The 10,136-nt window shown below is 67.3% G+C and carries 10 protein-coding genes; 4 read left to right on the plus strand and 6 right to left on the minus strand.

Going from position 1 to position 10,136, the window contains the following annotated elements; all coding sequences use genetic code 11:
• On the plus strand, positions 1 to 582 hold a 582-nt coding region (locus ACWDTP_RS34095; RefSeq protein WP_450027642.1), incomplete at its 5' end, for an acyl-CoA dehydrogenase.
• A gap of 377 nt (positions 583 to 959) precedes the next feature.
• A complete protein-coding gene (locus tag ACWDTP_RS34100) occupies positions 960 to 1,592 on the plus strand; it encodes an MspA family porin (RefSeq protein WP_450027643.1) in 633 nt (210 codons plus the stop codon).
• 27 nt (positions 1,593 to 1,619) lie between these two features.
• Here ACWDTP_RS34100 and ACWDTP_RS34105 read toward each other — a convergent pair whose 3' ends face one another.
• From ACWDTP_RS34105 to ACWDTP_RS34120, 4 genes are read right to left on the minus strand one after another with little or no spacing between them, the layout of a single operon-like run.
• Complete coding sequence (locus ACWDTP_RS34105) at positions 1,620 to 2,969, minus strand: MFS transporter (RefSeq protein WP_450027644.1); 1,350 nt, start codon at positions 2,967 to 2,969, stop codon at positions 1,620 to 1,622.
• Positions 2,969 to 3,958: an NAD(P)-dependent oxidoreductase gene (locus ACWDTP_RS34110; RefSeq protein ID WP_450027645.1), complete on the minus strand. Its 990-nt coding sequence runs from the start codon at positions 3,956 to 3,958 to the stop codon at positions 2,969 to 2,971. The genes ACWDTP_RS34105 and ACWDTP_RS34110 overlap by 1 nt, the downstream gene beginning before the upstream one ends.
• Complete coding sequence (locus ACWDTP_RS34115; protein WP_450027646.1) at positions 3,955 to 5,085, minus strand: maleylacetate reductase; 1,131 nt, start codon at positions 5,083 to 5,085, stop codon at positions 3,955 to 3,957. Before ACWDTP_RS34115 ends, ACWDTP_RS34110 begins: the two co-directional genes overlap by 4 nt.
• On the minus strand, positions 5,082 to 6,293 hold the full coding sequence (locus tag ACWDTP_RS34120; RefSeq protein ID WP_450027647.1) for an enolase C-terminal domain-like protein: 1,212 nt from the start codon (positions 6,291 to 6,293) through the stop codon (positions 5,082 to 5,084). The genes ACWDTP_RS34115 and ACWDTP_RS34120 overlap by 4 nt, the downstream gene beginning before the upstream one ends.
• A gap of 118 nt (positions 6,294 to 6,411) precedes the next feature.
• On the opposite strand from ACWDTP_RS34120, the gene ACWDTP_RS34125 reads away from it, so the two are divergent.
• Together ACWDTP_RS34125 and ACWDTP_RS34130 are read left to right on the plus strand one after the other, a co-directional pair.
• Positions 6,412 to 7,302 (plus strand): LysR family transcriptional regulator, encoded by an 891-nt coding sequence (locus ACWDTP_RS34125; protein ID WP_450027648.1) that lies wholly within the window; start codon positions 6,412 to 6,414, stop codon positions 7,300 to 7,302.
• A 42-nt stretch (positions 7,303 to 7,344) separates the two neighbouring features.
• Positions 7,345 to 7,980: a DUF1361 domain-containing protein gene (locus ACWDTP_RS34130; protein ID WP_450027649.1), complete on the plus strand. Its 636-nt coding sequence runs from the start codon at positions 7,345 to 7,347 to the stop codon at positions 7,978 to 7,980.
• Positions 7,981 to 8,084: 104 nt separating this feature from the next.
• Here ACWDTP_RS34130 and ACWDTP_RS34135 read toward each other — a convergent pair whose 3' ends face one another.
• Together ACWDTP_RS34135 and ACWDTP_RS34140 are read right to left on the minus strand one after the other, a co-directional pair.
• The gene (locus ACWDTP_RS34135; RefSeq protein ID WP_450027650.1) at positions 8,085 to 8,732 is read right to left on the minus strand and encodes a response regulator transcription factor; all 648 of its coding nucleotides are present in this window, start codon (positions 8,730 to 8,732) and stop codon (positions 8,085 to 8,087) included.
• A complete protein-coding gene (locus ACWDTP_RS34140; protein WP_450027651.1) occupies positions 8,729 to 10,021 on the minus strand; it encodes a sensor histidine kinase in 1,293 nt (430 codons plus the stop codon). The genes ACWDTP_RS34135 and ACWDTP_RS34140 overlap by 4 nt, the downstream gene beginning before the upstream one ends.
• Positions 10,022 to 10,136: the final 115 nt, after the last annotated feature.

Consider the following 10,136-nt stretch of genomic DNA (forward strand, 5'->3'; position numbering starts at 1 on the left):
CTGCAGACCTACGGTGGCTCGGGGTTCCTGCAGGACTACCCGATCGAGCAGTACATCCGCGACGCCAAGATCGACTCCCTCTACGAGGGCACCACCGCCATCCAGGCCCAGGACTTCTTCTTCCGCAAGATCGTCCGCGACAAGGGCCAGGCGCTGGCGTTCGTGGCCGGTGAGATCGAGCAGTTCATCAACAACGAGTCCGGTAACGGCCGGCTCAAGACCGAACGTGCCCTGCTGGGCACCGCCCTGCAGGACGTGCAAGGCATGGCCGCCACCCTGACCGGCTACCTGATGGCCGCCCAGGAGGACACGGCGAGCATCTACAAGGTGGGCCTGGGTTCGGTGCGGTTCCTGCTCTCGGTCGGCGACCTGCTGCTGGGCTGGCTGCTGCTGCGCCAGGCCGCGGTGGCGATCGACAAGCTCGACGCCGGAGCGACCGGTGACGAGCAGACCTTCCTCGACGGCAAGATCGCGGCCGCCTCGTTCTTCGCCAAGAACCAGCTGCCGCTGCTGACCAGCACCCGCCAGGTCCTCGAAACCATCGACAACGACGTGATGGAACTCGACGAAGCGGCGTTCTGACCAACGCTCTGCTGAACCGCCCCCGGGTCATCCCGGGGGCGGTTCTGTTTCGGTACGGGCACCCGCCGGATCGGTGATCTTGATCACCTTACGGAATAATTGCGAACGCAAATATAAACGTTGCGCGGGGATGTACAGCTAACGTCGCGACTTACATGACTACTGGAAAATCCCTACCGCACTGCAATTGCAGCTAATCCATCCTCAGGCCGCCGCAGGTGACGTGGCTCGATTCGTAGCCATTGTCGACCGGATGCCGCACCGCTATGTTCCTGGGGCCTACCTGGACGATTTCTGCCAGCCAGCTGAGAGCACGGGGTGGGCACGACAAACACGGTCGCCCGCCGCGGGTTGCCGACGATATGGCTAGGGAGCACATGAGGGCAATCGGTCGGATGCTGATCGCGATGGTTGCGGCGATCGCCGCGCTGTTCACCAGCACAGGAACATCGCACGCAGGTCTGGACAACGAGCTGAGCCTGGTCGACGGTCAGGATCGGACGTTGACCGTCCAGCAGTGGGACACCTTCCTCAACGGAGTGTCCCCGCTCGACCGCAACCGCCTGACCCGTGAGTGGTTCCATTCCGGCCGCGCCAAGTTCGTCGTGGCGGGCGAGGGCGCCGACGAGTTCGAGGGCACCCTCGAGCTCGGCTACCAGATCGGCTTCCCGTGGTCACTCGGAGTCGGCATCAACTTCTCCTACACCACGCCCAACATCCTGCTCGACGACGTCAACCTCTCCGGCCTCGATCCCCTGGGCTCGGTCATCACCCCGAACCTGTTCCCCGGTGTGTCGATCTCGGCCGACCTCGGCAACGGCCCCGGCATCCAGGAGGTGGCCACCTTCTCGGTGGACGTCAAGGGTGCCACCGGTGGTGTCGCGGTCTCCAACGCCCACGGCACCGTGACCGGTGCGGCCGGCGGCGTGCTGCTGCGTCCCTTCGCCCGCCTCATCGCCTCGACCGGCGACAGCGTCACCACCTACGGCGAACCCTGGAACATGAACTAGGCGCAGGCCGAACCGAATCGCGGGGCCCTACCGGGGTGACGCCGCAGGGCGGTGCGCGGTCGCCCGATCCAGGTCCACCATCGGTGCCAGATCGGTTCCCCGGGTCTCCGGCAGGGCGATCACCGCGAGAAGTCCGGCGACGGCCACCGCGACCATCGCGGCGGCCAGCCAGACCGCAGACCCACCGGCGAAGCCGACGAGCCCCACCGAGATGATCGGGGCCGGGCCGGCGAGTACCGCACCGGGGATCTCGCGCCCCAACGCGAAACCACTGAACCGGAACTCGGCGGGAAAGAGTTCCGAGTAGAACGCCGCCTGTGAGCCGAACATCGTCAGGCAGCCACCGAGCGCCAGGGCGAAGCCCACCAGGATCAACACGGTGTTAGCCGTGTCGAGCAGCCAGAAGAAGGGGAACGGGATCACCGCGCAGAAGGCGCTGACGGCCAGATAGGCGGGCCTGCGCCCGGTCCGGTCCGACAGCGTTCCGATCAGTGGAATCGCCAGCGCGCCGACCGCGCATCCGACCAGCACCGCGCTCAGCGCAACGCTCTTGGCGACGCCCTTGTCGGCGATGTAGCTCAGCGAATACGTCTGAACCACATAGATGTTGAAGGCCAGCACGCCGTTGGCGACCATGACCAGGAGTAGGCGCTTCGGCATCACCTTGATCAGGGCCAGCACCGGCACCTTGGTCCGCGCCCGCGCCTCTTTGAGGTTGGTGAAGACCGGGGACTCCGGAACGCGCAGCCGAATCAGAAGTCCGATGGCGACGACGAGCAGGCTCAGCAGGAACGGAATCCGCCATCCCCACGTCATCAATTGTTCCTCGGGAAGCATCGCCACGCAGGCGCTGACCGCCGCGGCCAGCCCGATCCCGATGAACACGCCTGCCGCGGGCAGTGAGGAGTAGAAGCCGCGCCGTTTGACGGGTGCGAATTCGGCGACCATGGTTACGGCTCCGACATATTCGGCGCCGACACCGAGGCCCTGCAGGAGCCGGCAGACCACCAGCAGAATCGGCGCCAGCATGCCGACACTGGCGTAGGTCGGCAACAACCCGATGGCCACGGTGGCGAAACCCATCAGCAGCAACGTCGCGACAAGCGAGAAACGCCTGCCGTACCGGTCGCCGAGATGGCCGAACAGCATGGCGCCCAGCGGTCGCGCGAAATAGCCGACACCGAAGGTCGCGAACGACGCGATAATCCCTGCGGTTGCCGAGAATTCGGGGAAGAACAGCGTGCTGAACACCAACGCCGCGGCCTGACCGTAGACGGCGATGTCATACCATTCGATCACGCTGCCGATCACGGTTCCGGGTATCAGACGGTTCTTGGACTCGGCCCAAATCTGTTCCGGGGCTTGGGTGGCGGTCATCATTCTGCTCCTCTTTGAGCGGCGCCCTTCGGCGCGTGAACCACGTTGCGCAGTGGCAGCCCGGCCACCAGGCGATTGATGTTGTCGGCGATCACCGCGTATCGGCGGCGGGGCAGTTCGACGGTCCACGCGCAGGAATGCGGGGTGCACCAGGCGTTCGGCAGTTCCCACAGCGGAGCCGTCGACGGCGGGCCGTCCGGGTCATCGGGAGTGGGATAGCGGTACCACACATCGAGGATGGCACCACCGATCTCATTGTCGCGCAGAGCTTCGTACAGCGCCTGCTCGACGACGATCTGTGCCCTGGACACGTTCACCACGACGCCATGAGGACCAAGACGCTTGAGCGCCCGCGCATCGATGAGGCCCTCGGTGTCCGGGGTGAGCGGGCAGGCCACCACCAGATAGTCGGCGCGCGACTGCAGCTGTTCCAGCTCGGCGGTGGGTAACACCGCCGCATGGGCGTCGGACGTCGCATGGTCGTCGACGGCGACGACGATCACGCCGAAGGCGCGCGCCCGCGCGGCGATCGCCCGGCCGATCCGGCCGTAGCCGATCAGCACGAGCGTCTTACCCGCCAACTCGCCGTGCGGTATCCGGTTGCCGTACATCTGCGGCCAGGACCCGGCGTCGAAATCCCGCTGCAGCGCGCCGGCCCGGATCTCCCATTCCAGCAGCCTGGCCAGAACGAACTCACCGATCGGGCCCTCGTGCTCGAAGACGTTGGCCACCAATGTCTCCGGATGCAGCCCGTCGAGGCGAATCTGGTCAAGACCGGCGCCGGGGACATGCAGCAGGCGAAACGGTGGCGCACCATCCGGCCGCGAAAACCGCAGGGACACCACGACGTCGTCCTCGTCGATCTGACCGTCGAAATCCGGCGTACCGGCCGCCGACCACGGCAGGGCGACCAGGTCGGCCGGGCCGTGCAGATGCGGGCGGAGGTCGTCGCGGTGCTCACCGGCCTCACCGATCAGGAATACCTTCATCGCAGATCACTGGGCCGATCGCCGCGACATGCGGCCTGCAGTACGGAGCGCACCACGTCCGCTGTGATGGGGATGGCATTGCCCGGACGGTTCGCGTCGTGGACGTCGGGATCGGTCGACGGCGCGTCCGCCGTCGTCGCGATCATCACGCCACGCTCGATGTCCTCGGGGCCGAATCCGATGTCCCCGAGGCGGACCGGAAGTCCGGCCTGGGCCACCAGATCCCAGATGGTCCCGGACAGGTCGTGGGTACCCAGGGCGTCGGCTATCCGGGCCAGCGGTTCGGGGGCGGAGCGGACCAACTGCCGGGTGACGTATGGCAGTACCACCGCGTGCGCGGTTCCGTGCTCGACACCGTAGCTGCCACCGAGCATATGGGCCACCGCATGCTGGAGTGCGAAGCCTCCCGTCAGTGCCGCACCGGAGAGGTAAGCGGCGTAGAGCATCTCGTTTCGGAGGTCGATGCTCGACGGGTCGGCGAGCAGTGCGGGCAGGGTCTGTGCGACGATGCGCGCTCCTTCGACGGCCGCGGGGGCCAGCAGCGGGCTCAGGGTCGGCAGATAGCTGGCGTCGACGCAGTGGGCCAGCGCATTCATGGCGCTCGCGGCGCTGATCGCGGGCGGCAGCGCCAGCGACAGTTCGGCGTCATAGATCACCGTCGATACGCGCATGGCCAGGCTCTCATGCATGCGCTTCACGCCGTTCTCGGTCATCCCGCAGTAGCCGGTCATCTCCGATCCGCTGTAGGTGGTCGGCACCGCGATGATGGGCAGCCCGGATTCGTACGCCATGGCCTTGCACAGCCCGGTCGCGGCACCGCCGCCGATGGCGATCAGACAGTCGGCACCGTTGCCTGCGGCTTTCTCGGCGCCGCGGCGGGTCACCTCGACGGGCACCTGGCTGACCGCTTCGGGAAGCGTTCCGACGCAGAGACTTCCGATGGCGTCGGCGAACTCGTCACCCATGCGCCGACGACCGGGTGTGGTGACGATCATCGCCCGCCCGGCACCGAGCCGCCGGACCTCCTCGGCGAGTGTCGCAGCGGTGCCCGGCCCGAACACGATGCGCGGCGGCGTCGCATTGTGCAGGCCCGCGGGGTGCGCGAAGGCACGCAACGTGAGGCTCACCAGTCCACCACCGTTCCGTCCGCGAGGACCGCGGCGCTGCTGTGGGCCACCTCCGGGCTGTACGGATGTTTCGCGGCGGCCTTCTCGTCCACCTCCACCCCCAGTCCCGGCTCGTGTGGAACCTGCCAGAAACTGCCGTCGCGGCGCATCGGGGTGCGCACCACGTCGTCGTACCAGCTGACCGCGCCGCTCATTTCCTCTTGAATCACGAAATTCGGTGTGCTGACCGCGAAGTGGAGCGCCGCCGCACCGGCGATCGGACCGTTGGGGTTGTGCGGTGCGACGCCGACCATCTCGGCGTCGGCGAGGGCCGCGATCCGCTTTCCCTCCAGAAGTCCGCCGGTGTGGTTGAGGTCGGGCTGTGCGACGTGTATAGCCTTGGCCGACAACACCGGGATGAACTCTTTGAGACCGATCAGCCGCTCGCCGCTCGCGATGGGCACGGGTGAGCGCTCGGCCACCGCCTTGAGTGCCTCGGTGTCCCCGGGTTGCACGGGCTCCTCGCAGAACAACGGGTCATAGGGGGCCAGGACCTCGATGTACTGCAGTGCCGCCGCCACCGAGGCCGGCCTGCCGTGGAAGTCGATCATGATGTCGACATCGGGTCCGACCGTCTCCCGCAGGGTAGCCATCAGCTTGTCGACGCGACGGCGCTCGGCCGCGACATTGAGATGCGCACCGTAGGGAACCAGGACGACTTTCACCGCGTCGTAACCTTTTTCGAGGATCTCGGTTGCCTTGTCCCGCAGGACGGCGGTGTCCGGGGCGTCGTAGGTGTCGTAGACCGACCGCATATCACCGAGGCCGAGGTGGGTGTAGACCCGCACCTTGTCCCGGGTCTGCCCGCCGAGCAGCCGCCAGACCGGCAGCCCGACGGACTTGCCGAAGATGTCCCACAGCGCGTGCTCGATTCCGCTGATCGCGGTGGTTCCGATGATGCCGAGACGGTAGTAGCTGTGCTTGGTCAGAACCCGGACGATCTGTTCGATATCCCGCGGGTCCCGCCCGACGATCATCGACTCGAAGTCTTCGAGCGCGCCGAGCACCGCCCGCGTCTTCCAGTTCAGGCTCGCCTCGCCCCACCCGTACAGACCGTCCTGATCCGTACGCACTTTCACCAGCACCCAGTTGCGCAGTTCGGCGTTGACCACCGTCGTCTCGATACCGGTGATGCGGATCGGCGATCCGTCGACAATTCGCTGTGGCATACAACCCGTCTCTCGCTCCGATGTGATGGCAGCCACCCTAGGAGCCGACGTTTGATAAGGTCCAACTCTTTGTTGTGATTGATTGATTCTGTTTACTTATTTCTGGTTGGCTGGCCGCATGGACCGGACAGGACTCGAGTGTTTCGTCACGCTGGCGGACGAACTTCATTTCGGCCGCGCCGCGGAACGCTGCCACATCAGCCAGCCCGCGATGAGCCAGCAGATCCGCCGCCTCGAACAGACGATCGGCGTTCGGCTGGCCCATCGCAACAAGCGCATGGTGTCACTGACGCCGGCCGGGCACGCCTTCCTGAGCGAGGCGCGAAAGATGCTGCAGCACATGACCGAGGCTGCCGATCTGGCGGCACGGGTCGATCGAGGCGAGATCGGCCAACTCAGGCTCGGCGTCACCGCGCCCGCGCTGTACGTCATCTATCCCGAGATCGCCGCGGTGTTCCGCGACGCCCACCCGGACGTGGGAGTGCTGGTTCGCGAGATGACCACCGCCGAACAGGAGCGCGCCCTGCTGCGGGGCGATCTCGACATCGGGCTGGTGCATCCACCCCTCGAAGACCGCGATCTCGCCGTCCGGGAGATCGGACGGGCCCCCTTCCACGTCGCACTGCCGGCCGAGCACCGGCTGACGGCGGCGGACACACTGGAACTGCGCGATCTCCGCGACGAGCAGGCCGTGATCTTTCCCCGGCAGATCGCACCGCAGCTGTATGACACGGTGCTGCGACAGTGCCAGGACGCCGGTTTCGCGTTGAAGATCGCGATGGAAGCTTTTCCCGCACAGTCGATCATCGCGCTGGTGGCCGCCGGCGTCGGGGTCGGCTTCATCGCGTCGCGCACCCAGCGGCTCGACCGCGCCGGCGTCACCTACCGACCGATCCGCGGCCCCCATCCGCAGCTGAGCATCGGGGTGGCCTATCACCCCGACGGCACCGCGCCCGCGGTACTCGCGTTCCTCGAGGCCGCGAGAACCGCCGGGCGCACGATGCGGTGACCGGCACTCCGCGGATCGAGCCCGACCCGGCAGACTGGTCCGATGACCGAAGCCCGCGGGATCCTGCTGATCGTCGCGCTGATGGCGACGACCGCTCTGACACTGGCGCTGGGGATCACCGACCCCGCCGCCCCGATGTCCTATCCGACCAAGTTCCTGGTGTGGAATCTCGTCCTGGCCTGGATCCCGATGTTGTTCGCGGTGGCGTTCGACCTGGTCGAGCGGCGGCTGTGGCTGCTGCCGCTGGGCCTGGGCTGGTTGGCATTCCTGCCCAACGCCCCGTATCTGGTGACCGACCTGGTCCATCTCGGCGAGGGCTACGAACTGTGGCGGCATGTGCTGCAGTACGGGTTCGCGGCGTGGACCGGCATCCTGCTCGGTGTGGTGTCACTGTTGTTGGTGCATAACCGGATCACGGCCGAATTCGGCGCCTTCGCGGGCTGGTTGTCGGTCGCGCTCTCGGTGGGGTTGTGTGCGGTCGGGGTGGTGATCGGCCGGTTCCAGCGGTGGAATTCCTGGGATCTGGTGACCCGGCCCGATGCGGTGATGGCCGCGACCATCGAGTGGGTGCGCTCACCGCTGTCCTATGTGCAGTCCACCGGGGTGGCGGTGGCGGTCGCGGCGTTCTTCGGGCTGGCCTATCTGACGGTCTGGGCGCTCAACGGACTGCGAGCCTGACCTTTCCTGCGCGCACCTTTCTCCCGCGAGCAGACGCCGCGGTACCCGGGAATGCGCATTCCGGGGTACCCACGTGTCTGCTCGCGGAGAAAAAGGGGGCACATTCACGAGTTGAGGTAGGTGACGACCGCGAGCACGCGCCGATGGTGGGCCGCCGAGGGCGGCAGGTCGAGCTTGGTGAAGATGCTGCCGACATGCTTCTCCACCGCCCGCTCCGATATCGAAAGATGTTCGGCCAGAGCACTGTTGGAATGACCTTCGGCCATCAGCGCGAGCACCTCGCGTTCGCGGGCCGTCAACCGGTCCAGCACGCCTGCGCCCCGCTGGCTGCCCATCAGCTGGCGCACCACCTCGGGGTCCAGCGCGGTTCCGCCTGCCGCGATGCGACGTACTGCGGAGTCGAACTCGGCGATATCGGCGACCCGGTCCTTGAGCAGATAACCCACCCCGGCCGGGTTGCCGGCCAGAAGCTCGGCGGCGTAACGGGTCTCGACCCATTGCGAGAAAACCAGCACCCCGATCTGCGGATGCGAACGCCGCAGGCCTAGCGCCGCCACCAGGCCCTCATCGGTAAACGTCGGCGGCATGCGGATATCGACGACGAACACCTCGGGAGCCAGCGTGTCGGCGATCTCGCGCAGTTCCTCGGCCGTCCCCACCCCGGCCACCACCTGGTGCCCACGTTCGGTCAGCAGCTGGGTCAGCCCGTCCCGCAGGATCGCGCTGTCCTCGGCGATGACGATCCTGGTCATCGTTGGCCACCCGACGGCACGACCGCCGTGACCGTGGTGGGCCCGCCGGGCGGGCTGTCGATGTCCAGCCTGCCGTCGACCATGCGCAGCCGGTCGGCCAGACCGGTCAACCCCGAGCCGTTGGCGGGTTGCACACCTCCGGATCCGTCGTCGGCCACCGCGATTCGAAGCTCGTCGGCGTCGCTGCGCAACCAGACCGTGGCCCGGCTCGCACCGGCATGTTTGGACACGTTGGTCAGCAGCTCGGCCACGCAGAAGTAGGCCAGCGTCTCGACTCCCAACGACCGCCGCACGGCCATATCGTCGACCAGCTCCACCGGGACCGGGTTGCGCGCCGCCAACGTCTGCACGGCCGGCCCCAAGCCGAGATCCAGTGCGGGAGGCCGTATCCCGCGTACCAGGTCGCGCAGTTCGGCGAGGGTGTCCTTGGTGTTGGCCAGGGCATCCGACACCAACCGGCGGGCCTGGTCATCCTCGCCGCGGCCGGCCATCCGTTCCTCGGCGCGGGCCAGAGTCATCGCCACCGAGATCAACCGGGCCTGGGTGCCGTCGTGCAGATCACGCTCGACGCGCCGCAGGGTCGCGGCCGAATCGTCGACCACATCGGCCCTGGCCTTCTCCAGCTCGGAGACCCGCCGTTCGCGGTCCGGCGCCGAAAGCAGGGTCACCGCGAGCCAGAGGTGTGCGCGCCCGATCCCGAGCATCACCCAGCCCAGCAGGTACGTCGCGAGCACTCCGCCGACCGCCAACAGCAGGTAGGCGCCCAGCGAATCCACCGGATCACCGAAGCTGACGACCGGTTCCCCGGTGACCGCCCAGATCACCGGCGACGCGGCCAGCGACACCGCCATCGTGACCCCCACCAGCACGCCGTATCCGACGGGTGTCATCACGATGCTCTGCAGCAGAAGGAATCCCAGCCCGCGCCAGCCGACCGCATCGGTCAGGGCCGCGACGACGGTGTGCAGTCGGCCGGCCCCGCGCTCGAAGGGCGCGGGCGGGTCGATCGTGACTCCGAGGAGCCGGGCCAGCGAACGGTAGAGCCTGTTCCACAGTCGCCCCGTCAGCACCACGAGCGCCAGCAGCGGTATCCCGATCAGGGTGATGAGCAGCAATCCGGCGGCGAATCCGGTCGCGAACAGGTACGCCACCCCGACGACGGCGAGGACCGAGATCAGCAGGAAGTAGAGGTAGGCACGCCAGGCCGGGGCCCGCACCGGCGTGAGCAGGATCCGTCGCCACTCGTCGCGGGCGGTCGGGGCGGTCGGGGTGATGGTCACGTTCCCCATGGTTACCGCCACCATCGCACCAGTCGATGGGGCAGTCCGGCCAATCGACGGTGTGGCTGGCCCCACCCAGCCCCGCGAGCAGACGCCGCGGTACCCGGGAATGCGCATTCCGGGG

Source organism: Mycobacterium sp. NPDC003449 (genome assembly GCF_053588415.1).